Source organism: Citrobacter sp. C1 (assembly GCF_014596895.2).
Classification (GTDB): Bacteria; Pseudomonadota; Gammaproteobacteria; order Enterobacterales; family Enterobacteriaceae; genus Citrobacter; species Citrobacter gillenii.
The window spans coordinates 3269624-3295529 of record NZ_CP115035.1 but is presented as its reverse complement, the minus strand read 5'-3'; the positions used below and the strand labels follow the sequence as shown (position 1 = coordinate 3295529).

22 protein-coding genes are annotated in these 25906 nt (G+C 53.5%); 12 read left to right on the top strand and 10 right to left on the bottom strand.

Features of this window, described 5'->3' with window-relative positions:
- Positions 1-46 precede the first annotated feature (46 nt).
- A complete protein-coding gene (locus IB214_RS16050) occupies positions 47-3166 on the bottom strand; it encodes an efflux RND transporter permease subunit (protein ID WP_117341743.1) in 3120 nt (1039 codons plus the stop codon).
- A 28-nt stretch (positions 3167-3194) separates the two neighbouring features.
- The gene (locus tag IB214_RS16045) at positions 3195-4352 is read right to left on the bottom strand and encodes an efflux RND transporter periplasmic adaptor subunit (protein ID WP_117341744.1); all 1158 of its coding nucleotides are present in this window, start codon (positions 4350-4352) and stop codon (positions 3195-3197) included.
- 440 nt (positions 4353-4792) lie between these two features.
- Here IB214_RS16045 and IB214_RS16040 point away from each other — a divergent pair, with 440 nt between their 5' ends.
- Positions 4793-5152, top strand: coding sequence for a YcgJ family protein (locus IB214_RS16040; protein ID WP_117341745.1), 360 nt, complete (start codon positions 4793-4795; stop codon positions 5150-5152).
- A 75-nt stretch (positions 5153-5227) separates the two neighbouring features.
- Here the strand turns inward: IB214_RS16040 and cbpM are convergent, their stop codons facing one another.
- From cbpM to dsbA, 3 genes are all read right to left on the bottom strand, one after another.
- A complete protein-coding gene (gene cbpM, locus IB214_RS16035; protein WP_117341746.1) occupies positions 5228-5533 on the bottom strand; it encodes a chaperone modulator CbpM in 306 nt (101 codons plus the stop codon).
- Positions 5533-6453: a curved DNA-binding protein gene (gene cbpA / locus IB214_RS16030; protein WP_096757617.1), complete on the bottom strand. Its 921-nt coding sequence runs from the start codon at positions 6451-6453 to the stop codon at positions 5533-5535. Before cbpA ends, cbpM begins: the two co-directional genes overlap by 1 nt.
- Before the next feature lie 204 nt (positions 6454-6657).
- On the bottom strand, positions 6658-7281 hold the full coding sequence (gene dsbA, locus IB214_RS16025) for a thiol:disulfide interchange protein DsbA (protein ID WP_117341747.1): 624 nt from the start codon (positions 7279-7281) through the stop codon (positions 6658-6660).
- A 345-nt stretch (positions 7282-7626) separates the two neighbouring features.
- Here dsbA and IB214_RS16020 point away from each other — a divergent pair, with 345 nt between their 5' ends.
- The 5 genes from IB214_RS16020 (at position 7627) to agp (ending at position 12419) form a co-directional block, all read left to right on the top strand.
- The gene (locus IB214_RS16020) at positions 7627-7989 is read left to right on the top strand and encodes a copper resistance protein (protein WP_117341748.1); all 363 of its coding nucleotides are present in this window, start codon (positions 7627-7629) and stop codon (positions 7987-7989) included.
- Between the two features lie 48 nt (positions 7990-8037).
- The gene (locus tag IB214_RS16015; protein ID WP_117341749.1) at positions 8038-9918 is read left to right on the top strand and encodes a protein-disulfide reductase DsbD domain-containing protein; all 1881 of its coding nucleotides are present in this window, start codon (positions 8038-8040) and stop codon (positions 9916-9918) included.
- Complete coding sequence (locus IB214_RS16010) at positions 9915-10538, top strand: DsbA family protein (protein ID WP_096757613.1); 624 nt, start codon at positions 9915-9917, stop codon at positions 10536-10538. Before IB214_RS16015 ends, IB214_RS16010 begins: the two co-directional genes overlap by 4 nt.
- Positions 10528-11034: a protein disulfide oxidoreductase gene (locus IB214_RS16005; protein WP_115258901.1), complete on the top strand. Its 507-nt coding sequence runs from the start codon at positions 10528-10530 to the stop codon at positions 11032-11034. The genes IB214_RS16010 and IB214_RS16005 overlap by 11 nt, the downstream gene beginning before the upstream one ends.
- Positions 11035-11177: 143 nt before the next feature.
- Positions 11178-12419: a bifunctional glucose-1-phosphatase/inositol phosphatase gene (agp, locus tag IB214_RS16000; RefSeq protein WP_117341750.1), complete on the top strand. Its 1242-nt coding sequence runs from the start codon at positions 11178-11180 to the stop codon at positions 12417-12419.
- 47 nt (positions 12420-12466) lie between these two features.
- Here agp and IB214_RS15995 read toward each other — a convergent pair whose 3' ends face one another.
- Both IB214_RS15995 and wrbA read right to left on the bottom strand, forming a co-directional pair.
- A complete protein-coding gene (locus IB214_RS15995) occupies positions 12467-12694 on the bottom strand; it encodes a YccJ family protein (RefSeq protein ID WP_096757610.1) in 228 nt (75 codons plus the stop codon).
- 20 nt (positions 12695-12714) lie between these two features.
- A complete protein-coding gene (gene wrbA / locus IB214_RS15990) occupies positions 12715-13311 on the bottom strand; it encodes an NAD(P)H:quinone oxidoreductase (protein ID WP_096757609.1) in 597 nt (198 codons plus the stop codon).
- A gap of 385 nt (positions 13312-13696) precedes the next feature.
- On the opposite strand from wrbA, the gene IB214_RS15985 reads away from it, so the two are divergent.
- Positions 13697-13870 (top strand): general stress protein, encoded by a 174-nt coding sequence (locus IB214_RS15985; RefSeq protein WP_096757608.1) that lies wholly within the window; start codon positions 13697-13699, stop codon positions 13868-13870.
- 194 nt (positions 13871-14064) lie between these two features.
- The gene (gene rutR / locus IB214_RS15980; RefSeq protein WP_096757607.1) at positions 14065-14703 is read left to right on the top strand and encodes an HTH-type transcriptional regulator RutR; all 639 of its coding nucleotides are present in this window, start codon (positions 14065-14067) and stop codon (positions 14701-14703) included.
- On the opposite strand, the gene IB214_RS15975 is transcribed toward rutR, so the two are convergent.
- Both IB214_RS15975 and putA read right to left on the bottom strand, forming a co-directional pair.
- Positions 14700-15095: a lysozyme inhibitor LprI family protein gene (locus IB214_RS15975; protein WP_096759436.1), complete on the bottom strand. Its 396-nt coding sequence runs from the start codon at positions 15093-15095 to the stop codon at positions 14700-14702. The genes rutR and IB214_RS15975 overlap by 4 nt on opposite strands.
- A gap of 795 nt (positions 15096-15890) precedes the next feature.
- Positions 15891-19853 (bottom strand): trifunctional transcriptional regulator/proline dehydrogenase/L-glutamate gamma-semialdehyde dehydrogenase, encoded by a 3963-nt coding sequence (putA, locus tag IB214_RS15970; protein WP_117341751.1) that lies wholly within the window; start codon positions 19851-19853, stop codon positions 15891-15893.
- Between the two features lie 422 nt (positions 19854-20275).
- On the opposite strand from putA, the gene putP reads away from it, so the two are divergent.
- Positions 20276-21784, top strand: a complete 1509-nt coding sequence (gene putP / locus IB214_RS15965) for a sodium/proline symporter PutP (RefSeq protein ID WP_096757603.1) — start codon at positions 20276-20278, stop codon at positions 21782-21784.
- 335 nt (positions 21785-22119) lie between these two features.
- On the opposite strand, the gene IB214_RS15960 is transcribed toward putP, so the two are convergent.
- The gene (locus IB214_RS15960; protein ID WP_153880200.1) at positions 22120-22317 is read right to left on the bottom strand and encodes a hypothetical protein; all 198 of its coding nucleotides are present in this window, start codon (positions 22315-22317) and stop codon (positions 22120-22122) included.
- A gap of 209 nt (positions 22318-22526) precedes the next feature.
- Between IB214_RS15960 and efeU the strand changes: the two genes are divergently transcribed.
- From efeU to efeB, 3 genes are read left to right on the top strand one after another with little or no spacing between them, the layout of a single operon-like run.
- Positions 22527-23360 (top strand): iron uptake transporter permease EfeU, encoded by an 834-nt coding sequence (gene efeU / locus IB214_RS15955; protein WP_096757602.1) that lies wholly within the window; start codon positions 22527-22529, stop codon positions 23358-23360.
- Positions 23361-23418: 58 nt separating this feature from the next.
- Positions 23419-24546: an iron uptake system protein EfeO gene (efeO, locus tag IB214_RS15950; RefSeq protein WP_115258893.1), complete on the top strand. Its 1128-nt coding sequence runs from the start codon at positions 23419-23421 to the stop codon at positions 24544-24546.
- Between the two features lie 5 nt (positions 24547-24551).
- Positions 24552-25835, top strand: a complete 1284-nt coding sequence (efeB, locus tag IB214_RS15945; RefSeq protein WP_096757600.1) for an iron uptake transporter deferrochelatase/peroxidase subunit — start codon at positions 24552-24554, stop codon at positions 25833-25835.
- The last annotated feature ends 71 nt before the right edge of the window (positions 25836-25906 follow it).

The following is a 25906-nucleotide window of genomic DNA, read 5'->3' as shown; positions in this document are numbered from 1 at the left end:
AACCCCAGAGTTTTTATCATATACAGGTATATTATATTTATTTATATCAGCGCGATGTTTTAAATCGCGCTAACGTGTTTTCAACGAGCACAAAGAAGACCGGGACAAAATAAATCGCCAGTACGGTCGCCGCCAGCATGCCCCCGATTACGCCGGTGCCGACAGCATTTTGTGCACCAGAACCCGCGCCGTTGCTTATAGCCAGTGGAATTACACCTAAAATGAAGGCCAGTGAGGTCATCAGAATAGGGCGCAGACGCATTTGCGCCGCGTCGACGGCAGCCTCAAGCGGTGTTTTACCTTCCTTTTGCATAATCTCGACGGCAAATTCAACGATCAGAATGGCGTTTTTAGCCGACAGGCCCATCGTGGTGAGCAGGCCGACCTGGAAGTAAACATCATTGCTCAAACCACGCAGGTCGGTAGCCAGCAACGCACCGGCGATGCCAATGGGCACTACGAGCATCACGGAAAAAGGAATGGACCAGCTTTCATACAGTGCTGCCAGCGCAAGAAAGACTACCACGAGCGAAATGGCATATAGCATGGGGGCCTGGTTGGTGGATAACGCCTCTTGATAAGACAGACCCGTCCACGCGTAGCCGACGCCGGCAGGGAGTTTATTAATCAGGGATGCCATAAAGTTCATTGCATCACCGCTGCTTTTCCCGGCAACCGGCTGTCCCAGAATTTCCATCGCAGGCTGCCCGTTGTAGCGTTCAAGACGGGGTGAACCATAGGTCCATTCGGTGGTTGAGAAGGCGGAAAGCGGGGTCATAGAGCCGGAGGCGTTGCGCACGTACCAGTGGTTTATATTGCCAGGTAGCATACGGAACGGCGTATCAGCCTGGACATACACTTTTTTAACGCGGCCCTGGTTAAGGAAATCATTGACATAGCGGCTACCAAACGCCGTGGAGAGGGTCTGATTAATATCCGCGAGTGAAACGTCCATGGCCTCAGCTTTTTTTGCGTCAACATTAACATGGAACATCGGTGTGTCTTCCAGCCCGTTAGGACGCACCCCGGCGACCTCTCCGGATGACTGACTGGCCAGCTCCAGCAACTGATTGCGTGCCTGCATCATTTTTTCGTGTCCGAGATTACCGTTATCCAGCAGCTCCATATCAAACCCTGAAGCGGTTCCCAGTTCTGCTACCGCAGGTAAATTGAACGGATAAATCACGGCATTATTAATGGCGCTTAAAGCCACCATTGCCCGTTGAATTATGGCGGTAACTGCATTTTCTTCACCAACACGTTCTGACCATGGCTTCAGGCTGATAAAGGCCAGCCCGTTGTTTTGCCCCTGGCCGCTGAAGCCAAATCCACCAACGGTAAAAACAGACGCGACATTTTTCCGTTCTTTCGTCAGGTAGTAATCTGTTATTTCGTCGAGGACTTTGCGGGTATTGACCATCGTTGAACCTGAAGGCAATTGTGCCGTGGTCATGAATACCCCCTGATCTTCTTCAGGTAAAAAGGAGGTTGGGGTGCGTAAAAACAAGCCAATCATGCCTGCCCCGATCACCAAATAGATAACCATATAACGGCCTGTGCAACGCAAGAGTTTACGCGTGCTGTCCGTGTAGTGCCGGGTGCACTTCTCCATGAAATGATTGAAATGGGTGAACAGAAAATGTGTTCTTGTGTTCTCCTCCTCAGGCGCGGGTTTCAACAGCGTGGCGCAAAGTGCGGGTGTCAGGCTCATCGCCACGAATACCGATAGCGTCATAGAGGAGATCAAGGTGATGGAAAACTGACGGAAGATTTCACCTGTCGCGCCGCTCATAAAGGCCATCGGCATAAATACGGCAGATAACACCACGGCAATACCGACCAGCGCTCTTTGCAACTGGCTCATCGCTTTATGCGCTGCCGCTTTTGGCGGCAATTTTTCTTCGCAAATAATACGCTCAACGTTCTCGACCACTACGATGGCATCATCGACTAAAAGTCCTATTGCCAGCACCATGCCAAACATCGTCAGTGTATTAATCGTAAAACCGGCGACAGACAAGATGGAAAATGTGCCGAGAATAACCACGGGAACTGCGATTGTGGGGATAAGCGTCGCGCGGAAATTTTGCAGAAATAGATACATGACGAGGAAGACCAGGATAATTGCCTCGATCAATGTTTGGAAAACACCCTGAATTGAAATCTTGATAAACGGGGTGGTGTCATAGGGGTAAACGGTCTTCATGCTGGCCGGGAACCAGGCCGATAATTTGTCCAGCTCTTTTTTGACCGCCTGGGATGTTTCCAGGGCATTTGCGCCGGCGGCAAGCTTAATCGCGATCCCGGCGGCAGGTTTGCCGTTATACCGTGCGACCGTCGAATAATTTTCCGCCCCCAGCTCAATTCGCGCAACGTCACGCAACAGAACCTGAGAACCGTCTTGCTGGACTTTCAGAAAGATCTTGCCAAATTCATCGGTACTTTGCAGGCGAGTCTGAACAACGATCGACGCATTCAACTGCTGGTCTGCCGACTGAGGCATCCCCCCCAGTTGTCCCCCCGATATCTGATTATTCTGTATCTTAATTTGCGCAATAACGTCCTGCGGTGTGAGGCTATATTTGTTGAGTTTTTTCGGATCCAACCAAATGCGCATGGCGTATTGTGAACCGAATAATTGCACGCTCCCCACCCCGGCAGTACGACTGAGAGGATCTTTAATGTTTGAGGCAACATAGTCAGCAATATCATATTGGCTCAGGCTGTTGTTATCCGAGATAAAGCCGGCAACCATTAAGATATTGCTACTGGATTTATCCACGCTGACCCCTTGTTGCTGAACCTCCTGCGGCAAGGAGGGCATCGCCAACTGCAGTTTATTCTGCACCTGAACCTGTGCAATATCGGGTGATGTGCCGGTTTTAAACGTCAGGATAATTGACGCATTGCCTGCCGCGTCGCTGGTGGACGACATGTACATCAGGCCATCAAGACCATTCATATTTTGTTCAATCACCTGAGTGACGGAGTCTTCTACGGTCTTTGCGTCTGCGCCAGGGTAGGCGGCGTTAATCGTAATCGTCGGGGGCGCTATTTGCGGATATTGGGCGATCGGCAGGTTCATAATAGCGATCCCCCCGGTAAACATCAGAATAATCGCCAGCACCCAGGCAAAAACCGGGCGCTCAATAAAAAAGTTAGCCATGAAGAAGGTATCCTTAATACCTGAAATATTACTGTTCGGTTACCGTGTCAGGGCTGTTTGATGGCGAAGAGAGAACCCGGGCTTTCATTCCCGGACGGATTCGTTGTAATCCGGAAACAATAACCCGGTCGCCGGGACGTAATCCTGCGGTCACTAACCATTGGTTACCGACAGCTTTTACTGCGTTGATTTCGCGCAGTTGCACCCTGTTTTTCTGGTCGAGGATCAGGGCAGTCGCCTTTCCCAGCTCGTTATGGGTAACCCCTTGCTGAGGAACCATTAGAACGTTCTGCTGGCGACCTTCATCCAGTAAAGCCGTAACGTACATACCGGGTAAAATCTCGCCGTCAGGATTCGGGAAGATGGCGCGCAGGGTCACGGAGCCAGTGACTTTATCGACGGCGGGATCGGAAAACTGCAGCGCCCCGGTATAGCGGTAGGGTTTGCCATTTTCCAGCATCAATTCAACCGGGATCTGGCCTTTTTCCTGGGCGATTTTTCCACTGGATTTTTCTTCTTTCAGGCGTAAGAAGTCCTGCACCGACTGGGTTAAATCGACGTAAATTGGGTCTAATTGCTGAATGGTGACCAGCGCGCTTTCCTGATTCGCGGTGACCAGTGCGCCAACGGTAACGGAAGACGTGCCGCTAATGCCATCGATAGGCGAGGTGACATTGGCGTAATGAAGGTTAATGGCGGCCTGCTCGACGTCCGCTCTGGCGACGGCAACGTTAGCGTCAGCTTCATTAAGCTGTGAACGCGTGGTGTCATAATCCTGACGACTGACGTAATTGGATTTTAATAAAGCTGACTGGCGCTGGAATGTTAAACGTAGATTATTGGCAGTGGACAGCGCTTTTGCCAGAGCGCCTTTGGCCGCATCGAGTTTTGCCTGCAGAGGCGCCGGATCAATGTGGTAGAGCGATTCACCTTTGCTGACTTTATCACCCTCAATAAAATCCCGCTTAATAATTATACCGCTGACCTGCGGTCTGATCTCAGCAATTTCGAACGATACGGCCCTGCCCGGAAGCTCACTTTTAATATCAACGGAAGAGGGTTTCAGAGTAATAATCCCAACTTCGGGTTCTCTGGTGATGTTTTTTTCTGAGGATTGATTGTCACACGCGGTGATAATTGCGACACTAAAAAACAATGGTATCAGCAGTAAGCGTTTTCTGTTCATAGTAATCCCTGAATAATTTTGACGTACACAGTATTTTGCATTGTATGCAGGGGAGGGATGTCATCGATAAATAGCATGAGGCGATCAGGCATAAGAAGGATAAAGCCTATTTTTGGCTAATGATTTAGCAAGTGAATTACAGGTAACAGAGTGCGTTATTTAAATTCAGGTTCACCCAATGTGTGATGGCGAGTTATACTTGCACTATCGTATTTAAAGCACACGCCGACAGGGCGAATGTCAGGGGCAGAATCATTACGCCTTTTGTTTTGTTCATTTTAATTCCCTGCTAAAAAAGACAGGTTTATAGTAAACCTTTGCACATTATTGTCATCAAGCGCGCAGCTGATTATCTAAAAGTAATATAATTGTAGCTCATGGTTATAGATGGTTTCTGGTGTACAATATTAATCATGTCAGGCGAAGAATATAGGGAGAGTATGATGATAAAAATTGGTAGCCTGCTGGCAGTTGGTATCCTGTCACTGCCCGCGTACGCCGCGACGACCGGACCATACAGCCCTGTCGCGGGCGTACTGTGCGACAAATATATCTGTGCGGATGAGCACGGCTTGTCGGTGGCGCTGACCACGAAGTATGTCGGAAAGAAGCAGGGTGATAAACTGGCAGCGGCCGGACAATTTGACACGACGGCCTTTACCTTCCAGGGCGGTCTGTTCTGCGACACCACTGAGCGTTTGTGCCGGGATGACCGATATTTTGGACCAGACGGTAAACGCAGTGGCAAAGTGAACACCCACTACACGGCGTTGCTGTTCGGCAAGACGGATAAATCCTGACTACACGGGTAAGCGCTGAATTCGTCGCTTACCCGTGGTATTTCACGTTATCAATCGGGCGTTAATCTCAATTCGTTATGAATGCGTGACAAAGCGCGACAAACGCTGGCGCAGCAGGTGATTTTCCTGACGCAACTGCGCATTCTCTTCCAGTAACGTGAGCGCAACGGCTATCCCCGGCCAGTCAAGCGCCAGTTCCTGACGTAAACGCAAAGCCCGCCGTACGACGCCTAACGCGCGATCGTCAAACTGCCAGTGGGCGCTTTCATCTTCGCGGGGTTCGATCATCCCCAGGCCGACAATCTCAGTCAGCTCCTCGGCGGAAACGCCGGTATGCAGGCAAAACTCGGTAATGGTAAAAGTGACGGTAACGTTAGCCATTATGCTTTCCCCCACTCTTTGCGTGGATCAAAGGTCTTCTGCGCGTCCGCCAGCTGTTGCCACAAGGCGGCGCTGTTGTCGTCAGGTTTGGGTGGCATCACAATTTTGATCACCGCGTACAGGTCGCCGGTCTGTTTTTTACTCACCAGCCCTTTGCCCTTGATGCGTAATCGTTGTCCGGCCTGGCTGCCAGGTGGGATCGTCAGCAGGATACTCTCTGTGAGTGTTGGCACGGTCACTTTTGTGCCCAGTGCGGCTTCCCATGGGGCAAGGGGCACGACAATTTCCAGGTCCTGATTGACGATATCAAATAGCGGATGCGGCGCGATATGAATCACCAGCCACAAATCACCGTTCGGGCCACCGTTCTCACCGGGCGTGCCCTGGCCTTTCAGCCTGATGCGCTGGCCGTTGCCTACACCTGCTGGAATTTTCACATTCAGCGTTTTGGGGATCTCTCGCTCTACCAGGCCAAACGCATTGTAGACCGGCAGGGAGTAACTGATGGTGCGGCTATGCTCAGCAAGGGTTTCTTCGAGGAACACGGCCACATCGATTTCGATATCGTGCCCACGACGGGCGTGGCGCTGTTGCGACTGGCGAGCGTGTTGACCAAAAATGGAGGAGAAAATATCGTCAAAATCTTCGGCGTTGTAGCTCTGACCTTCACCTTGCTGGAACTGACGGCTGAACTGCGGATCGTTGCGGTGCTGCCACAACTGATCGTATTCGGCACGACGTTGTTCATCGCTTAGGACTTCCCAGGCTTCAGCAACCTCTTTAAAACGCGCTTCGGCGTCGGTTTCTTTGCTGACGTCAGGATGGTATTTGCGGGCGAGTCGACGATAGGCGGTCTTGATGGTTTTGAGATCGTCCGTCGGTTTCACGCCCATGATGGCGTAATAATCCTTTAATTCCATAGTGTTATCTCGTATGAATCAACCCATGAAGAAGGATACCCCTCGGGAAAGGCATCACCGTTAGTTTAGGGTAATCCTGAAAAGTGCGAATGCCAACTATGAAAGGGACGAAAACAGTGACGCCTGACGGCATGAATCGGACATTTTGCACCACCAACGGTAGCAGATGGTTTCTGTTGGTGGTGCGTCGTGCAATATTAATGATCAGGATTTGGTAATAAGAAAACGGACCGTCTCTGCGTAGTTCTGCACAAAGGCATTCACGTTATCGGAATTTAATCCTTTCGGGTTAATCATATATTTGCCGTTAATGAAGATAGCCGGTACGCCTTTCAAATCGACGGCTTTGGCCAATTCTTGCTGTTTGGCAGTCAGTGATTTCACCGCAAAGCTACTCCATGCGGCATCATAATCGCTGGCGCTCACGCCTGCCTGGATAAACACGTTGCGAATATCATCAGCGGTTTTAATCGACTGTTTCTTCTGTACGGCATCAAAAAGTAAAGGTTTAACCTTATCTTCTACATTTAACAGCATGGCGACAGACCAGGCGTGCGTCATATCGGCTCCCAGAGGACCTAAAAAGTCGACGTGGTACTCGGTGAGTTTAACATCCTCAGGTAAGGCTTTTTTCACATTATCAGTAACTTCCAGGACCTCATCGTATTGATAGCAAGAGGGGCAGTAGAAGGAGAAAAACTTCAGTGCAGCAGGGGCTGACGGTACGGCTTTTTCCAGCGTGATAAATTCTTTTCCATCGGTAAATGTTGCGGCCTGAGCACTCACGGTAAACAGCAACCCGATCAGCGGGAGTAGATATTTTTTCATTTTCATATACTCTAAATAACATATTATAAACAAAGATGTTTATAATGAACGCGATGTCCATTACGCCATCATTATAATAAAGCATTTATTTTATAATGCGCTGCTCCTTACTTTGATTTACGCATGGATGCTTTTTAATAACGTATTTAAATGCCTGGGTGAATTTTTTGGAGTTATCGGAAATAGCGAAATATTTCCCTCGTTATATTTTACGGTGGCGATTATTTGTTTCCATAACATACAAGCAGGGCGAATGAATGTCCTGCACCGACATAACTTTACAGCGTAAAGGTTGCCAAAACCTCGCCAGTAGCTAAGATAACCGCGTCAATCAGTGAGGGTAAAATGGCAAAACGTCAACGGATGGGATGGTGGTTCCTGTGCCTGGCATGTGTTGTGGTGATGGTATGCACCGCGCAGCGCATGGCGGGTCTGCACGCGTTGCAGATGAACACCACTGCCGCAACCGTTGTTGCCAGCGCGCAAACAGAGGCTGATGACGCCTCACCCGTGACCCCTTGCGAACTGAGTGCGAAGTCATTGCTGGCTTCGCCGCCGGTGCTGTTTGAAGGCGCCATTCTGGTGCTTTGCCTGCTTCTGTCGCTACTGGCGCCGGTGCGGGCTTTTCGTCTGCCGTTTTTCCCACCGCGAGCTATCTCGCCGCCCACTCTGCGGGTTCATCTCAGGTTTTGCGTCTTCCGTGAATGACAGAGCAGCCGTTGCTGACTGTTAGATAATTATTCACGGAGAAAAAATATGATGACTGTTTTCAGGCAGGCGCTGCTCTGTCTGTTATTGCTATGGCTGCCCGTATCCTGGGCGGCTGATATCGGCTGGCTGCGCTCAGCCGAGAACGACCATGCCAGTGTGCGGCTGCGTGCCGATACGTCCGCCGAGGGGGAAACCAGGCTGCTGCTGGACGTCAAACTGGAGGATGGCTGGAAAACCTACTGGCGCTCACCGGGCGAGGGCGGCGTCGCGCCGTCTATTGCCTGGAAGGGCGCCATGCCAACCGTGGACTGGTTCTGGCCCACGCCTGCGCGTTTTGAAGTCGCCAACATTACCACCCAGGGCTATCACGATCGGGTGACGTTCCCGATGGTGGTGCGCGGTACGTCACCGGCTACGCTGAACGGCGTTTTGACGCTGTCGACCTGTAGCAACGTCTGTCTGCTGACAGATTATCCCTTTTCTGTGACGCCTTCTGTCCAGGACGCCACTTTTGCCCATGACTATGCACAGGCCATGGGGCAGATCCCACTTGCCAGTGGTCTGACGGATTCTCTGCACGCCGGGGCGCGCGCCGGAGAACTGGTCGTCGAGGCGCAGCGTAAGGGCGGCTGGTCTACACCGGGGGTGTACCTGGATACTGTCGATGAGGCGGACTTTGGCATGCCGACAATGCGCGTGGAGGGTGAAATGCTGCGCGCCACGATCCCGGTGCATGACAGTTGGGGTGAGGGTGCGCCGGATCTGCGCGGTAAATCGCTCACGCTGGTGCTGGCAGATAACGGTGTCGCTCAGGAAAGTCGTCTTGTCATTGGTGACGCGCCGGCAGCTGAAAGCGTGGCGCTCCCGCTGTGGCAGGTGGTGTTGATGGCGCTACTGGGCGGGCTTATCCTCAACCTGATGCCCTGCGTGCTGCCGGTTCTTGGGATGAAGCTGGGTTCAATTTTACTCGTCGAGGAGAAAAGCCGTCGCCAGGTTCGCCGCCAGTTTCTGGCTTCGGTGGCCGGGATAGTGGTCTCCTTTATGGCGTTGGCCGCGCTGATGACGGTGCTGCGGATGACCAATCAGGCACTCGGCTGGGGGATCCAGTTCCAGAGTCCGTGGTTTATCGGCGTGATGGTGCTGGTGATGCTGACGTTCAGTGCCAGCCTGTTCGGGCTGTTTGAATTCCGTTTACCTTCAAAGATGACCACTACGCTGGCGACCCACGGTGGCAATGGCCTGGCCGGTCATTTCTGGCAGGGCGCGTTTGCGACGCTGCTTGCCACGCCGTGCAGTGCGCCGTTCCTGGGTACGGCTGTGGCGGTGGCGCTAACGGCTTCACTACCCACGCTGTGGGGGCTGTTTCTGGCTCTAGGACTGGGAATGAGTTTACCGTGGCTGCTGGTGGCTCTGCGCCCGGGTCTGGCGCTGCGTTTACCGCGTCCGGGACGCTGGATGACTATCCTGCGGCGTTTGCTCGGGGTGATGATGCTCGGTTCAGCCATCTGGCTGGCAACGTTGCTGCTCCCGCATCTGGGGTTTACCAGCCAAAGTGCTGCCAAAGAGAGCGTCAACTGGCAGCCGCTTAGTGAACAGGCCATTACCGACGCGCTGGCTCAGCATAAACGTGTTTTCATCGATGTGACCGCCGACTGGTGTATTACCTGTAAGGTCAACAAATTCAACGTCTTGAATAAAGAAGACGTGCAGGCCGCCCTGCAGCAGCCCGATGTGGTGGCACTGCGCGGTGATTGGACGCTGCCCTCTGAAGCAATTACCGAATTTCTAAAAAAACGCGGCCAGGTTGCTGTGCCGTTTAACCAAATTTATGGCCCCGGCATGCCGGAAGGCCAGGCGTTGCCGACGCTGTTAACCCGCGATGCGGTGTTAAACATGCTGGTAGATGCTAAAGGAGTCACGCCATGAAACTGTTGATTGTTCTGCTGTTGTCCCTGTTTTCTGCCGTCAGTGTGGCGCAAGAGCCCGCGCCGTTTACCCCGGAGCAGGAAAAGCAAATTGAAGCGTTAATTCAGGAAGCGCTGTTTAACGATCCTGACAGTCCGCGCATTGGCGCGAAGCAGGCAAAACTGACGCTGATTAACTTTACCGATTACAACTGCCCGTACTGCAAGCAGCTGGATCCGATGCTGGAAAAAATTGTGCAAAAGTACCCGGACGTAGCCGTAGTGATTAAACCGCTGCCGTTTAAAGGTGAAAGCTCGGTGCTGTCGGCGCGCACCGCACTGATGACCTGGCGTGAGCACCCGCAGCAGTTCCAAGCGTTACATGAAAAACTGATGCAGAAAAGAGGCTACCATACTGCTGCCAGTATTAAACAGGCACAGGAAAAATCGGCGGCAACCCCGGTAACATTGGATGATAAAAGTATGGAAACGCTGAGCACCAACCTGCAACTGGCGCGGCTGGTAGGTGTGCGCGGTACGCCTGCCACGATCATCGGCGATGAACTGATCCCAGGCGCCGTACCGTGGGAAACGCTGGAAGCCGTGGTCAAAGAAAAGCTGGCGGCGGCCAATGCTCAGTAAACTGCGCCGCTGGCTGCGCGAAGGGCTCATCTTACTGGTGCTGATTGCGGGCGCGATGTTGCTGATGGATGCATGGCGAGCGCCCACGCTCCCCACCGCTTTTGACAGCACGCCATTGCAGACGCTGGAGGGTGAAACCGTTACCTTGGCGGCGCTCAGTCAACAAGAACCAGTGCTGCTCTATTTCTGGGCCAGCTGGTGTGGCGTTTGTCGCTTCACCACACCGGATGTTGCCCGGTTGCAGCGGGAAGGCGAGAACGTGATGACCATTGCGTTACGCTCCGGCAGTGAAGCGGAAGTGTCTCGCTGGCTGTCGCGCAAAGGCGTGGACTTCCCGGTCATCAATGACGCCGATGGCACGCTCTCCCGCAGTTGGGAGGTTAGCGTCACGCCGACACTGGTGGTGATGTCGCAAGGCCGCGTGGTCTCCACAACCAGCGGCTGGACCAGTTACTGGGGCATGAAATTGCGGCTGTGGTGGGCAAAAACGTTCTGAATATCGTGCCGGGGAAACCCGGCATTTTTTTACAGCTGAGATAAACCCTTAACTACACCTGCATTTTTGCGAAAGCGTTCCCGGAAAAATGTCTTGTTTCTGTCACACTCTGTGGTGATTGATAACAACAAGAGGTCGTAGGGATGAATAAATCACTAATCGCCGCAGCCGTGGCAGGGGTCGTATTACTGTCATCCGCCGCACAGGCGCAGACCGCGCCGGAGGGCTATCAACTCCAGCAAGTATTGATGATGAGCCGACATAACTTACGTGCACCTTTAGCCAATAATGGCAGCGTTCTGGAGCAATCGACGCCGAAGCCGTGGCCACAATGGGATGTGCCGGGCGGTCAACTCACCACCAAAGGCGGGGTGTTGGAAATCTATATGGGCCATTACATGCGTGAATGGCTGGCAGAGCAGGGGATGGTGAAATCCGGTGAATGTCCGGCCCCGGACACGGTGTATACCTACGCCAATAGCCTGCAGCGTACGGTCGCAACGGCGCAGTTCTTTGTGACCGGTGCGTTCCCGGGCTGTGATGTTCCCGTGCACCATCAGGAAAAAATGGGCACCATGGATCCCACCTTCAACCCGGTAATCACCGATGATTCCACCGCCTTTAGTCAGCAGGCCGTGCAGGCGATGGAAAAAGAGCGCAGCAAAATGCAGCTTAGCGACAGCTACCAGTTGCTAGAGCAAATGACAAACTACAAAGACTCACCATCCTGTAAAGAAAAACAGCAGTGCTCACTGACCGACGCCAAAGACACGTTTACTGCGAAGTACCAACAGGAGCCAGGGGTTTCAGGACCGCTAAAGGTTGGTAACTCGCTGGTGGATGCGTTCACGTTGCAATATTACGAAGGGTTCCCGCTAAATGAGGTGGCCTGGGGTGAGATCAAATCCGATCAACAGTGGAAGGTGCTGTCAAAGCTGAAGAATGGCTATCAGGACAGCCTGTTTACCTCGCCGGCCGTGGCGCAAAATGTGGCCAAGCCGCTGGTGAAATATATCGATAATGCACTGGTGACCGAGCGTACAAAAGCGCCGAAAATTACCGTGTTGGTCGGTCACGACTCCAACATTGCGTCATTACTCACCGCGCTGGATTTCAAACCGTATCAGCTGCATGACCAGAACGAACGCACGCCGATTGGCGGGAAGATTGTCTTCCAGCGCTGGCATGACAGTAATGCTAACCGGGATCTGATGAAAATCGAGTATGTTTATCAAAGCTCGCAGCAGCTGCGTGATGCACAGGTGTTGACGTTGAAATCACCCGCGCAGCGCGTGACGCTGGAACTGAAAGGCTGCCCGATAGATGCGAATGGCTTCTGCCCGATCGATAAATTCGATAGCGTGCTGAATGCGGCGGCAAAGTAGAGTGAAATAACAAGAAACTCCCCCGTACAGACGGGGGAGTCATGATGCTAGACGTTTTTACGTTCGATAGTCTGTTCACCCCAAAAGAGTGAGTCTTTGTCCGTTTTCTCGAAGGCTTTGATCAGCACCTCGTCGCTGCCTTCTTCCCAAATTTTCTCCGCCAGTTTCTCGTCATAATGGGCGACTTCAAAAATAGCCTCGGCGATTTCCGGCGATGTATTGCGCAGACGCGCCCATTCACCGACGCGATGGGCTTTCGCTTCTTGAGTTGGCATACGAATCCTCCTGTTGCAGATTAGCCGTTGAGTTTTACTGCCAGACCGGCGACATATTCACCCTGATAGCGGGCGATAGACAATTCTTCCTGACTTGGCTGGCGAGAGCCGTCGGCCCCGGCAATGGTGGTCGCGCCGTACGGTGTCCCGCCGCGAACTTGCGAGACGTCAAACAGCTCTTGCGCGGCGTATCCAATAGGAACGATGACCATCCCGTGGTGGGCAAGCGTTGTCCAGGTTGAGGTAATGGTTTGTTCCTGACCGCCGCCGGTTCCTGTTGAGCTAAATACGCTGGCGAGTTTGCCGTACAGGCCGCCAGAAGCCCACAGGCCACCGGTCTGATCCAGGAAGGTACGCATCTGACCGGACATATTGCCAAAGCGGGTAGGGGTGCCGAAAATAATGGCGTCGTAATCAGCCAGTTCTTGCGGGGTCGCGACAGGGGCATTTTGTGTTTTACCGCCCGCCTTCAGGAAGATCTCAGGCTGCATCGTTTCTGGCACACGCTTAATAATGACTTCCGCGCCATCGACCTTATTTGCACCTTCTGCGACTGCATGGGCCATCGTTTCAATGTGTCCGTACATGGAATAATAAAGCACCAGAACTTTTGCCATTTTACACTACTCCTCGAGTTAACCGTCTGTGTAGCGAATCGCTACCTCTCTTTAAAGATATGACGTACTGCCAGGAGTGCAAATTTCACCATCATTTCTTTGATTTATAACAATTTTAATGGCAGTTCTATTTTGTCGCAAAATGATACATTTTTGAGCAGGTTGGATTTGCTAGTCATAAGAAAGGGTTATTGATTTCCGGCGGTGATTATTCGCCAAATACCGGCAAACCTGTTGCAGAATATTACCGTTAGCCGGTTGTCAGGCCAGTCTTCACTATGCTTAATCCCACGCAGCGAACATAGGGCATTGCCCACAGCTTGCGTGAGGTATCACTCCTCAGTACCTATGCAATATGATGTCTAATCAATGACGGAGGTCAGTAATGGCAAACCATCGAGGCGGTTCCGGCAACTTTGCGGAAGACCGCGAAAGAGCATCAGAAGCAGGTCGAAAAGGTGGCCAGCACAGCGGGGGGAATTTCAAGAATGACCCGCAACGCGCTTCAGAGGCAGGCAAAAAAGGGGGCAAAAATAGCCACGGCAATAACAAAACGTAATTGCCAGGCTGTCTGTTAACTATATCGTGACGTCTGAGCGTTCAACGACAGACGTCGCAAAGCCACCGCCGCCGGATTATCCGGCGGTTTTTTTGTTTGAAGGATGCACGGTAACTACTTCCCGTGGCCGCTTTAATTTATCCATTCACCGTATGATTTGTTATGCTGACGCCCTCAGAACAAGGAGAGGGCGGATGGCTCAAGGCGTAGAGAAAAAAACAGGTAAACGCTCGCAGGCGGTCAACGCGAAACGCCAGGCCATTTTAACTGCGGCGCTAAATATCTTCTCCCAGTTTGGGATCCACGGAACGCGTCTTGAACAGGTGGCTGAGCAGGCGGGCGTGTCAAAAACCAATCTGCTCTATTATTACCCGTCAAAAGAAGTGCTCTATATTGCCGTGTTACGCCAGATCCTCGACATCTGGTTGGCGCCGCTGAAGGCCTTTCGTGAAGACTTTGCGCCGCTGGTGGCGATCAAAGAATATATCCGCCTCAAACTGGAAGTTTCCCGCGATTACCCGCAGGCATCACGGCTGTTTTGTATGGAGATGCTGGCAGGCGCGCCGCTGCTGATGACCGAGTTGACGGGAGATCTCAAAACGCTGATTGATGAGAAATCCGCGCTGATTGCCGGGTGGGTCAGTAGCGGCAAACTGGCTCCGGTCGATCCGCATCATCTGATTTTTATGATTTGGGCTTCAACCCAGCACTACGCCGACTTTGCTCCACAGGTGGAAGCAGTGACGGGTGCGACACTACGCGATGAAGCCTTTTTTAACCAAACGGTTGAGAACGTCCAGCGGATGATTATCGAAGGGATCCGCGTGCGTTAACCGGCGGGCGGTAACGGGCAGCTTAAATCACCTTCTTCACACTGCAGCAGCGAGGCGAGAAACGCTTCGCGCTCGTGGGTTTTATCGGTCAGACACTGGCTCGCGATCATCGATTGCACGCTGCCGCCTTCCGTACCTGAGCTGATTAACGCGCAGTCAGCATCGCGCAGAGTTATCCACGCGACTTGCGCCTTTTTCAGTAATTCACGTTGAGTGGGCGCTGCACGCTTAAGCGCATTCTGATAGGTATCATTGAGCTTTGCATCTGCCGTTTTAAACTGCTCAGCGGCGCAGGTGTTCATCTCAGTTTGGGTGTTCGCGCTGGTGCAGTCTTCTGCCAGCGCCGGGCTGCTGAGCAGCAGTGCCGCACATGTCAGTACAATTCGTTTCATGCTTCTCTCTGACTCCATAAAAAAGGCCCCGTTACCGGTAATACTGTTCAGTCAACGACTCAGTTTCAGAAAGCATCAACCAGTGTTGGGGAGGTGATGAACATGCTATCTCAGAGAGAGGTTCCGTTCACCTCATGTTCATCGTTTTTCTGAGGCACCGATTCCTGTGAACGTGTAAAGGGCGTTTTCCGCCACGCCCTTTACAATCCCGGCTCCCGGCAGGAAAATTGCCACTTCGTGGTTCCCTCCGCTTATTTCTCCAGGCTATCGGGCCGGGCGCGAGGTAGCGTCCCTGCAAAACGCGCCCTGAGCCAGCATCCATGCTGGCTCTCCCGGCCTTACGGAAACACGTCGGCAATTTTCAGCCGGACCAGCCCACACCTGTCCACCTGTGCTTTTACTTGAATATCTCTGAACAGCAAAACGGATATAGCTGAAAGCCAGAGCGCTGAAGCGACACCCTGGTCCGGCTGAAAATCGATGAGCCGTTGACGGCTGACTGGGTCTGCCCGCAGGGATGCGGGCAGAGGGGACGGCCTGCATGGATGCAGGCTCGGCCCCGACCCGACAGTCAGACGGAATAAGACGAATAACTCGCGTAGCGACGATTTTCCCGCCGGGAGCCTGGGTTGCAAGGGAGGCGGCGGTGAGCCTCCCTTGCACGTTCACGGGTACCTGAGCTTCAGAGAAATGATACCGCTGAGGTGAACGGAACCCTGAGCAAGAATCACATGTTCACCCTACATGCTTAACTGAATGGTATTGCCGTTACCGGAGCCTTAATTAACCATACCCTTAGCCGATTGTCATCAGGCTGGCGTTACCGCCAGCAGCAGCGGTGTTGACGCTCAATGAGCGTTCAATATACAGCCGCTCCAGCAGGATATTGCTCTCACCACGGGCAAAGCCTTGTACCGAGACAATTGCGCCATCCCGTGCGGCAACCGCCTCGCATAACGCGCGCAGTTGATCGGAATCACCGTGGAAGATAACGGCATCGAACGGTTGTACGGTCAGATTATCCGCTTTGGCAAACTGGATGCGCCCGGAAAGAGCGGCAGGCAGACGTTTTGCCAGATCGCGGTGGAAAGCATCATCCGGCCACAGGATGAGACTGCCCACGGAAGCCACGGCGGCGACCTGAACCAGTGCGTCCTGTTCGTTATCGGCAATACACAGAACGCGATCGCGAGGTAACAGCGTCCAGGTGTTGCGCTCGCCGGTAGGGCCAGGCAACAAACGCTGAGTTCCGGCCTGCGCCAGTTCAGCAAACTGTTGGCACAGGGTCTGCAACGCCGGGCGATCGGCTGCCCATTCGGTGAGGGCGTCCAGCGGCTGGATCAGCGCCGCCTTGAGCTGTGCATCGACAGGGTAATCGGCATCCTGGCGCGCCAGGGTGATGCTTAGTGCATTTTCCGGACGGTTAGCCAGCAGACGGTACAGATACAGCGGACCGCCGGCTTTCGGACCGGTGCCTGACAAGCCTTCGCCGCCGAAGGGCTGCACGCCGACCACCGCGCCAACCATATTACGGTTGACGTACAGGTTACCCACGTGTGCGGAGCCGGTGACCTGAGCGATGGTTTCATCAATACGGGTATGCACACCCAGCGTCAGGCCGTAGCCGGAAGCATTGATTTGCTCAATCAGATTGCCCAGATTGCTGCGGGTGTAGCGTACGACGTGCAGCACCGGACCAAACACCTCTTTTTGCAGTTCGTCGAAGCTCTCCAGCTCAATCAGCGTCGGCGCAATAAAGGTACCGGTTTGCCATTCCCGCGCATCCTCGCTGTTTTCACGTGCAGCCTGGAATACCGGACGTCCCTTGGCGCGCATGGCCTGAATGTGGCGCTCAATATTGGTTTTGGCCTCATCGTCAATAACCGGCCCAATGTCAGTGGTCAGGCGGCCCGGATTGCCCATCCGGCATTCGGCCATCGCGCCGCGCAGCATTTTCAGTGTGTGCTCGGCGATGTCATCCTGCAGGCACAGGACGCGCAGTGCCGAGCAGCGCTGTCCGGCGCTGTCAAAAGCGGAGGCCAGCACATCAACGACCACTTGCTCCGTCAGCGCCGAGGAGTCGACGATCATCGCGTTCATTCCACCGGTTTCGGCGATCAGCGGGATCGGACGGCCTTGCGCGTCAAGACGGCGAGCAATATTACGTTGTAACAGCGTGGCGACTTCCGTTGAACCGGTGAACATCACGCCGCGTACGCGCTCATCGGACGTCAGCTGTGCCCCGACGGTTTCACCCTGGCCAGGCAACAGTTGTACCACGCCAGGCGGCACGCCAGCTTCCAGTAAAATGGCGATCCCCTGGGCGGCAATCAGCGGTGTCTGTTCTGCCGGTTTTGCCAGCACGCTATTGCCTGCAGCCAGCGCGGCGGCAATTTGCCCGCTGAAGATGGCCAGCGGGAAGTTCCACGGGCTGATACAGACCACCGGGCCGAGCGGACGATGGGTTTCGTTATCAAAATCATCGCGGACTTGCCCGGCGTAATAATGCAGGAAGTCGACCGCTTCACGCACTTCGGCAATGGCGTTGCTAAAGGTTTTACCTGCTTCGCGAACCAGAATGCCAATCAGTTGCTGCATCTGGCCTTCCATCAGAACGGCGGCGCGATGCAGAATAGCGGCGCGCTCCTGCGGCGGCGTAGCGAACCAGATCGGCGCATTATTTACCGCGCTTTGTAACGCTTGCTCCACTTCATTCGGGGAGGCTTCACGCACGTAGCCCACAATATCTTTCGGCTCCGCTGGGTTAATTACCGGCGTCATTTGTCCGTCAGTCACCGGATGCTCCAGCATCGGTTTCGCGTGCCATTTTTGCAGTGCGCTGTTGAGCAGGGCAGAGGACAGCGAGGCCAGGCGATGTTCGTTCGCCAGATCCAGTCCGGCAGAGTTTTCGCGTCCCTTGCCGTACAGGTCGCGTGGCAGCGCAATCTTCGGATGCGGTAGACCCGCCAGGCCTTCCTGCTGCGCCAGTTTTTCTACGGCTTCGACTGGGTCGGCGACCAGTTCATCCAGCGGCAGAGTGGTGTCGGCAATACGGTTAACGAATGAGGTATTCGCGCCGTTTTCCAGCAGCCGACGCACCAGGTACGCCAGCAGCGTTTCATGGGTCCCTACCGGTGCGTAAATACGGCATGGGCGGTTCAGTTTGCCATCGGCAACTTTGCCGGTAACCTGCTCGTACAGGGGTTCACCCATGCCGTGCAGGCACTGGAACTCGTACTGTCCGGGATAATAGTTCTGACCCGCTAACTGATAAATGGCCGCCAGCGTATGGGCGTTATGGGTGGCAAATTGCGGGTAGATCAGATTCGGCACGGCAAGCAGTTTTTTGGCGCAGGCCAGATAGGAAACGTCGGTGTAGACCTTACGGGTATACACTGGATACCCTTCCAGACCGTCCATCTGGGCGCGTTTAATTTCGCTGTCCCAGTATGCGCCTTTTACCAGGCGGATCATCAGGCGACGGCGGCTGCGCGTGGCCAGATCAATCAGATAATCAATCACGTACGGACAGCGTTTCTGGTAGGCCTGGATGACAAAACCAATCCCGTTCCAACCCGCCAGCTCAGGTTCGAAGCACAGTTTTTCCAGCAGATCGAGGGAGATTTCCAGGCGGTCTGCTTCTTCGGCGTCAATATTGATGCCAATGTCGTACTGACGCGCCAGCAGGGTGAGCGACTTCAGGCGTGGATAAAGCTCGTCCATTACGCGATCGTACTGCGCACGGCTGTAGCGTGGGTGCAGCGCCGACAGCTTGATCGAAATCCCCGGCCCTTCATAAATGCCGCGTCCATTAGACGCTTTACCAATCGCGTGGATAGCCTGCTGGTAAGACACCATATAGGCCTGCGCGTCAGCGGCGGTCAGTGCGGCTTCTCCCAACATGTCGTAGGAGTAGCGGAAACCTTTGTCTTCCAGCTTCCGTGCGTTAGCCAGTGCTTCGGCGATGGTTTCCCCGGTGACGAACTGCTCCCCCATCAAGCGCATCGCCATATCGACGCCTTTGCGGACCAGCGGCTCGCCGCTCTTACCGATGATGCGGTTCAACGAGCGCGAGAGGCTGGCTTCGTTATGTGTGGAGACCAGGCGTCCGGTAAACAGCAGTCCCCAGGTTGCCGCGTTGACGAATAACGACGGGCTGCGTCCAATGTGCGACTGCCAGTTACCGTTGCTAATTTTGTCGCGGATCAGCGCATCGCGCGTGGCTTTGTCGGGAATACGCAGCAGGGCTTCCGCCAGGCACATCAGCGCAACACCTTCCTGAGAGGACAGCGAGAACTCTTGCAAGAGTCCCTGTACCATGCCGGCGCGACCGCTGGCGGTTTTCTGGTTACGTAGTTTGTCGGCTAACTGATATGCCAGCTTATGAGCCTGTTCAGCGATCGGTTGCGGCAGGCGCGCCTGTTCCATCAGCATCGGTACGGCGTCGGTTTCTGCACGACGATACGCGGCGGTGATCGCCGCCCGGGAAACAGACTGCGGCAGGATCTGCTCGGCAAACTCGAGGAAAGGCTGGTGAGTTTCATTCTGGTATGCCGAGGCGTCATCACCTTCATTGGCTGCACCCGCCAGTAGGGCAGGCAGCTCAGGCAGGGCATCGTCATTTTCCAGTCTTTCGAGATAATTAAAGATGGCTTGTTTGATCAGCCAATGCGGCGTGCGATCGATTCGTGTTGCGGCTGTTTTAATACGCTCGCGTGTGGCGTCGTCCAGCTTAACCCCCATCGTGGTGGTTCCCATGCCGTTTACTCCTGTTGTGCTGAAATACGGGACTGATAGTTACTGAGAAATATCCACTATGTTGCAACTTTGTGCAACCGTGTTAAATGTGACTTGGTTTGCAAGCTTGAAAATGAATGAAATGTTAATAAATGTGGTATTTGTTGGGATGTCTGTAAAAAATACGAGCGCTTTTTCTCTGCGGCAGTTAACACTTTTTAAAGGTGCAACCGCGAAAAGTGTGAGAGAGTGCAACCTCCAGAAAAATGCTATCTACTCGAGATCAAAATTGATGTAAATGGTGTGTTAAATCGATTGTGAATGATCCTTGCTTCCGGCAGGATACGGTCGCCCAGGTCAACATAGATATCTTTGCCACGTTCCGGCAGGGTAATAAAACGGCAAGCCACGGCATTGTCGATACATAATTTTGGAGAGTTTTGATGGCTATTAGCACACCGATGTTAGTGACATTCTGTGTCTATATTTTTGGCATGTTGTTGATTGGGTTTATTGCATGGCGTTCAACCAAAAACTTTGATGATTACATTCTGGGTGGACGCAGCCTGGGGCCGTTTGTCACCGCGCTTTCCGCCGGGGCATCCGACATGAGCGGCTGGCTGCTGATGGGGCTGCCGGGGGCGATTTTCTTGTCGGGGATTTCAGAAAGCTGGATCGCCATCGGCCTGACATTAGGCGCATGGATCAACTGGAAGCTGGTGGCTGGACGTTTACGCGTACACACCGAGTTCAATAATAATGCTCTGACGCTACCGGATTACTTTACCGGTCGTTTTGAAGATAAAAGCCGCGTGCTGCGTATTATTTCCGCGCTGGTTATTCTGCTGTTTTTCACCATCTATTGTGCTTCAGGGATTGTTGCAGGGGCGCGTCTGTTCGAAAGCACCTTCGGCATGAGTTATGAAACAGCGCTGTGGGCGGGTGCGGCAGCGACGATTATCTATACCTTTATTGGTGGTTTCCTGGCCGTCAGCTGGACCGATACCGTGCAGGCCAGCCTGATGATTTTTGCTCTGATCCTGACGCCGGTGATGGTGATTATTGGCGTCGGCGGCTTTGAAGACTCGCTGGAAGTGATCAAACAAAAGAGCATTGAGAACGTGGACATGCTCAAAGGCCTGAACTTTGTCGCCATTATTTCCCTGATGGGCTGGGGGCTGGGTTACTTCGGTCAGCCGCACATCCTGGCGCGCTTTATGGCGGCAGATTCTCACCATAGCATCGTGCATGCACGTCGCATCAGCATGGCGTGGATGATCCTGTGTCTGGCGGGCGCGGTGGCCGTTGGTTTCTTCGGTATCGCCTACTTCAATAACAATCCGGCACTGGCCGGTGCGGTGAACCAGAACGCCGAGCGGGTGTTTATTGAACTGGCGCAAATCCTGTTCAACCCGTGGATTGCCGGTATTCTGCTGTCGGCTATCCTTGCGGCGGTGATGTCGACGCTGAGCTGCCAGCTGCTGGTGTGTTCCAGTGCCATTACGGAAGATTTGTACAAAGCGTTCCTGCGTAAAAATGCCAGCCAGAAAGAACTGGTGTGGATTGGCCGCGTCATGGTACTGGTAGTCGCGCTGATCTCTATTGCTCTGGCAGCTAACCCGGAAAACCGCGTTCTCGGTCTGGTGAGCTACGCCTGGGCTGGCTTTGGTGCGGCATTCGGACCGGTGGTGCTGTTCTCCGTACTGTGGTCGCGTATGACCCGTAACGGTGCGCTGGCGGGGATGATCATTGGTGCGGTCACGGTTATCGTCTGGAAACAGTTCGCCTGGCTGGGCCTGTATGAAATCATCCCGGGCTTTGTGTTCGGCAGTATTGGTATCGTGGTGTTCAGCTTGCTGGGTAAAGCACCTTCAGCCGCAATGCAAAAACGCTTTGCTGAAGCTGATGCGCATTATCATTCTGCACCGCCGTCACGTTTACAGGTTGAGTAATCTGCTTATTGCTTCTACAGCCCGCCGCGTGCGGGCAATGCCGTTCAGTTAACGACTAGTTTCAGAAGGCATCAAGATGTGCTGGCGGAGGCAATGAATATGCTATCTCAGAGAAAGGTTCCGTTCACCTCATGCTCATCGTTTTTCTGAAGCACCGATTCCTGTGAACGTGTAAAGGGCGTTCTCCGCCACGCCCTTTACAATCCCGGCTCCCGGCAGGAAAATTGTTGCTTCGCAATCCCCTCCGCTTATTCCTCCAGGCTATCGGGCCGGGCGCGAGGTAGCGTCCCTGCAAAACGCGCCCTGAGCCAGCATCCATGCTGGCTCTCCCGGCCTTACGGAAACACGTCGGCAATTTTCAGCCGGACCAGCCCACAACTGACCACCTGCGCTTTTACTTGAATATCTCTGAACAGCAAAACGGATATAGCTGAAAGCCAGAGCGCTGAAGCGACACCCTGGTCCGGCTGAAAATCGATGAGGCGTTGATGGCTGAACGGAAACTTATTCAGGGTAAAATGTTCTCCATACATGCTCAACTGAACAATATAGCGCCGCGTGCGAGCTTTTTATGCCGCTTCGCAAAATCAAAGTAACCCTTATCAGACTAACTGTTTACATTAAGTCATCATTCTCAAAACATTCTTCTTGAGTTTTTATTTTCTGTAATGATAATCACTATCACTGTAATTTACTTTTCTTTTCACGAGTTGACTGAGAATAACGTTTAAGGGTACTTCGCATGTTTGTTCCATTTCTGATTATGTTGCGCGAAGGCCTAGAGGCCGCGCTGATTGTCAGCCTGATAGCCAGTTACCTGAAACGGACTCAGCGCGGTCGCTGGATTGGCGTAATGTGGATTGGTGTTCTACTGGCGGCGGCGCTATGCCTGGCGCTGGGGATTTTCATCAATGAAACTACCGGTGAATTTCCGCAAAAAGAGCAGGAGCTGTTTGAAGGAATCGTGGCAGTGATTGCCGTGGTGATCCTCACCTGGATGGTTTTCTGGATGCGTAAAGTTTCGCGCAACGTCAAAGTTCAACTGGAGCAGGCGGTCGATAACGCGTTACAGCGTGGCAATCATCACGGATGGGCGCTGGTGATGATGGTCTTTTTTGCCGTCGCTCGTGAAGGCCTGGAGTCGGTTTTCTTTCTGCTGGCGGCCTTTCAGCAGGATGTGGGTATCTGGCCACCGGTTGGGGCGATGCTGGGACTGGCAACGGCCGTCGTTCTGGGCTACCTGATATATCTCGGCGGCATTCGCCTCAATCTCGGGGCCTTCTTCAAATGGACCAGCTTGTTCATTTTGCTGGTGGCCGCAGGTCTTGCCGCCGGAGCCATTCGCGCGTTTCACGAAGCTGGGTTATGGAATCATTTCCAGGATGTGGCATTTGATCTGAGCAGCGTGCTGTCGACGCACTCGCTGTTTGGCACGCTGATGGAAGGGATTTTTGGTTACCAGGAAGCGCCAAGTGTCAGTGAGGTTGCCGTCTGGTTTATCTACCTGATCCCGGCACTGATTATGTTTGCATTACCGCCTCGTTCAGGCTCTACGGCGTCTCGTACTGCACCCTGATAACAACGCGACGCAGAATATCATTTAGTTACAACATACTTATTTATAGGGATAGGTCATGACGATTAACTTTCGCCGTAGTGCGCTGCAGCTGGGTATGGCTGCGCTGTTTACTTCTGCTTTTGCCTCACACGCCGCAGATATTCCCAAAGTCAATGTCACGGTTAACGACAAACAGTGTGAACCGATGACAATCACGGTTAATGCCGGAAAAACCCAGTTCATTATTCAGAACCACAGTCAGAAAGCGCTGGAGTGGGAAATCCTCAAAGGCGTGATGGTGGTGGAAGAGCGTGAAAATATTGCGCCGGGCTTTAGCCAGAAAATGACCGCCAACCTGCAACCTGGCGAATATGATATGACCTGCGGCCTGCTGACGAACCCGAAAGGGAAGCTGATCGTCAAGGGCAGCGCAACGGCAGATGCGGCACAGAGTGACGCCCTGCTGAGCCTGAGCGGTGCAATTACCGAATACAAAGCCTATGTAACCGCAGAAACCGCACAGCTGGTGGCGGGGACCAAAGCATTTACAGATGCCATTAAAGCCGGGGATATCGAGAAGGCTAAATCCCTGTATGCGCCGACGCGCCAGCATTATGAACGTATTGAACCGATTGCTGAGCTGTTCTCTGACCTCGATGGCAGCATCGATGCACGTGAAGATGATTACGAGCAAAAGGCCGCCGATCCTAAATTCACCGGCTTCCACCGTCTGGAAAAAGCGCTGTTTGGCGACAATACCACCAAGGGGATGGATAAATACGCCGACCAGTTGAACACCGACGTTATCGACCTGCAAACGCGCATCAGTGAACTGGCCTTCCCACCGTCTAAAGTGGTTGGCGGAGCGGCGGGTCTGATTGAAGAAGTGGCCGCCAGTAAAATTAGCGGCGAAGAAGATCGCTACAGCCACACCGACCTGTGGGATTTCCAGGCCAACGTCGATGGCGCGCAGAAAATTGTCGATCTCCTGCGTCCTCAACTGCAAAAATCCAATGCTGAACTGCTGGCAAAAGTGGATGCGAACTTCAAAAAAGTCGATAGCATCCTGAGCAAGTATCGCACCAAAGACGGGTTTGAAACTTACGACAAACTGACCGATGCTGACCGCAACGCGCTGAAAGGGCCGATTACGACGCTGGCAGAAGATTTGTCGCAATTACGCGGCGTACTGGGTCTGGATTAAGCATCATGCAACAAGATAATGAAAACGGCGTGAGTGAACCTTCACGCCGACGTCTGTTAAAGGGCATGGGAGCATTGGGCGGCGCGCTGGCACTGGCGGGCGGCTGTCCGGTTGCGCATGCGCAAAAACCGCACAGTGCGCCGGGCACTCTGTCACCCAATGCGCGCGATGATGTACAGCCCTTTTATGGACCGCATCAGGCGGGGATCCTGACGCCGCAGCAGGCCTCGATGATGCTGGTGGCATTTGATGTCCTCGCCAGCGACAAAGCAGATCTTGAACGTCTGTTCCGTTTACTGACCCATCGCTTTGCGTTCCTGACCACCGGCGGCCCGGCTCCAGAAACGCCGAATCCGCGCTTGCCGCCAATGGACTCCGGCATACTGGGGGCTTACATTGCCCCGGACAACCTGACGATGACGCTGTCGGTCGGCCATTCACTGTTTGATGAGCGCTATGGCCTGAAAGCACAAATGCCAAAAACACTGCAAAAAATGACGCGCTTCCCGAATGATTCGCTGGATGCGGCGCTGTGCCACGGGGATCTGCTGTTACAAATTTGCGCCAACACGCAGGACACCGTTATTCACGCGTTGCGCGATATCATCAAGCACACGCCGGATTTGCTCAGCGTGCGCTGGAAGCGAGAGGGATTTATCTCCGATCATGCTGCACGCAGTAAAGGCAAAGAAACCCCGGTAAATTTACTCGGTTTTAAAGACGGGACCGCGAACCCGGATGGTACTGATGAAAAGCTGATGCAAAACGTGGTGTGGGTCACGGCCGATCAAGGCGAGCCTGCATGGGCGGTAGGGGGCAGCTATCAGGCGGTGAGACTTATTCAGTTTCGCGTGGAGTTCTGGGATCGCACGCCGCTTAAAGAGCAGCAAACCATTTTTGGTCGCGATAAACAGACCGGCGCTCCGCTGGGAATGCAGCATGAGCATGATGTACCGGACTATGCCAATGATCCTGAAGGTGAGGTGATTGCGCTCGACAGCCATATCCGGCTGGCGAACCCGCGGACCAAAGAGACCGAATCCAGCCTGATGATGCGTCGTGGCTACAGCTATTCGCTCGGTGTGACGCAATCTGGACAGCTGGATATGGGGCTGCTGTTCGTATGCTATCAACACGATCTGCAGAAAGGTTTTTTGGCCGTACAGAAACGCCTGAATGGTGAAGCGTTGGAGGAGTACGTTAAGCCGATTGGCGGCGGTTACTTCTTTGCTTTACCGGGCGTAAAAACACCGGACCACTACCTCGGACAATCTCTGCTACAAGCCTGATACCCGTGCCCCGCGCCTGTGCGGGGCAATTCCTCACATGTTGACCTGATTCAGCGATGAACGAAATAATA

Coding starts and splice junctions, on each gene's coding strand:
- efeB (WP_096757600.1), top strand. CDS start 24,552: ATGCAACAAGATAATGAAAACGGCGTGAGTGAACCTTCACGCCGACGT.
- IB214_RS15960 (WP_153880200.1), bottom strand. CDS start 22,317: ATGTATGGAGAACATTTTACCCTGAATAAGTTTCCGTTCAGCCATCAA.
- cbpM (WP_117341746.1), bottom strand. CDS start 5,533: ATGGCTAACGTTACCGTCACTTTTACCATTACCGAGTTTTGCCTGCAT.
- IB214_RS16010 (WP_096757613.1), top strand. CDS start 9,915: ATGAAACTGTTGATTGTTCTGCTGTTGTCCCTGTTTTCTGCCGTCAGT.
- putA (WP_117341751.1), bottom strand. CDS start 19,853: ATGGGAACCACCACGATGGGGGTTAAGCTGGACGACGCCACACGCGAG.
- IB214_RS16005 (WP_115258901.1), top strand. CDS start 10,528: ATGCTCAGTAAACTGCGCCGCTGGCTGCGCGAAGGGCTCATCTTACTG.
- wrbA (WP_096757609.1), bottom strand. CDS start 13,311: ATGGCAAAAGTTCTGGTGCTTTATTATTCCATGTACGGACACATTGAA.
- IB214_RS15975 (WP_096759436.1), bottom strand. CDS start 15,095: ATGAAACGAATTGTACTGACATGTGCGGCACTGCTGCTCAGCAGCCCG.
- IB214_RS16050 (WP_117341743.1), bottom strand. CDS start 3,166: ATGGCTAACTTTTTTATTGAGCGCCCGGTTTTTGCCTGGGTGCTGGCG.
- IB214_RS16040 (WP_117341745.1), top strand. CDS start 4,793: ATGATGATAAAAATTGGTAGCCTGCTGGCAGTTGGTATCCTGTCACTG.
- efeU (WP_096757602.1), top strand. CDS start 22,527: ATGTTTGTTCCATTTCTGATTATGTTGCGCGAAGGCCTAGAGGCCGCG.
- efeO (WP_115258893.1), top strand. CDS start 23,419: ATGACGATTAACTTTCGCCGTAGTGCGCTGCAGCTGGGTATGGCTGCG.
- putP (WP_096757603.1), top strand. CDS start 20,276: ATGGCTATTAGCACACCGATGTTAGTGACATTCTGTGTCTATATTTTT.
- IB214_RS15985 (WP_096757608.1), top strand. CDS start 13,697: ATGGCAAACCATCGAGGCGGTTCCGGCAACTTTGCGGAAGACCGCGAA.
- dsbA (WP_117341747.1), bottom strand. CDS start 7,281: ATGAAAAAATATCTACTCCCGCTGATCGGGTTGCTGTTTACCGTGAGT.
- cbpA (WP_096757617.1), bottom strand. CDS start 6,453: ATGGAATTAAAGGATTATTACGCCATCATGGGCGTGAAACCGACGGAC.
- IB214_RS15995 (WP_096757610.1), bottom strand. CDS start 12,694: ATGCCAACTCAAGAAGCGAAAGCCCATCGCGTCGGTGAATGGGCGCGT.
- IB214_RS16015 (WP_117341749.1), top strand. CDS start 8,038: ATGATGACTGTTTTCAGGCAGGCGCTGCTCTGTCTGTTATTGCTATGG.
- agp (WP_117341750.1), top strand. CDS start 11,178: ATGAATAAATCACTAATCGCCGCAGCCGTGGCAGGGGTCGTATTACTG.
- IB214_RS16045 (WP_117341744.1), bottom strand. CDS start 4,352: ATGAACAGAAAACGCTTACTGCTGATACCATTGTTTTTTAGTGTCGCA.
- IB214_RS16020 (WP_117341748.1), top strand. CDS start 7,627: ATGGCAAAACGTCAACGGATGGGATGGTGGTTCCTGTGCCTGGCATGT.
- rutR (WP_096757607.1), top strand. CDS start 14,065: ATGGCTCAAGGCGTAGAGAAAAAAACAGGTAAACGCTCGCAGGCGGTC.